Here is a 620-nt window from a genome sequence, read left to right on the forward strand (position 1 = left end):
AAGTGTTACCTGTGCGTACGTCCACCTTCAGCAGGGGATGGGCCTGCCGCAGTTGCTGCAGTAAGGGGGGCAGTAGATGAATACAGGCCGTTGCGCCTGTGCCGACAGTAACAGTGCCGGTTATCTCGTCGGAATGCAGGCACACCGATTCAACTGCTGTACTTACCACTGCATCAATTTTCATGCTGTGCTCAACGAGAGTCAGCCCGGCAGGCGTGGGCCTTACTCCCCGGCTGGTTCGCTCAATAAGCCGGACCTGAAGCGCCTGCTCCAGTTGTCTTATCTGCAGGCTCACTGCCGGCTGCGACAGGCTAAGTGCTTCAGCCGCGCCGGAGAAACTGCCCCGGCTGACGACCAGTCTGAAAGTAGCCAGGTAATCGAGGTTCAGGTTTGCCATACCAAAATTTTCCTTATGCCGCTGATAAGTCCTGCTGCCTGTCTGAAATTATTCATTCGGGTTAGTCTCTGCTTCTGACCGTAGAAGGAGCCGTACCGATGGAAATAACCGAAGCAGATGAACGACATATTCCTGCCATCCAGCAGATTTATGCTTATCACGTATTGCATGGCACCGCCACTTTTGAAACCGAACCGCCGGATTCGGCTGAAATGACAGCCCG

General features: G+C 54.4%; 2 protein-coding genes. One reads left to right on the forward strand and one right to left on the reverse strand.

The window, feature by feature from the left end:
• Positions 1 to 397, reverse strand: a 397-nt coding sequence (locus COO59_RS20570; RefSeq protein ID WP_133158632.1) for a LysR family transcriptional regulator, incomplete at its 3' end; no start/stop codon positions are given.
• A gap of 98 nt (positions 398 to 495) precedes the next feature.
• Here COO59_RS20570 and COO59_RS21425 point away from each other — a divergent pair.
• Positions 496 to 620 (forward strand): GNAT family N-acetyltransferase (locus COO59_RS21425; RefSeq protein ID WP_420845713.1); only part of this gene is annotated, 125 nt, incomplete at its 3' end.

It is taken from the genome of Mixta theicola, from assembly GCF_002895925.1.
Classification (GTDB): domain Bacteria; phylum Pseudomonadota; class Gammaproteobacteria; order Enterobacterales; family Enterobacteriaceae; genus Mixta; species Mixta theicola.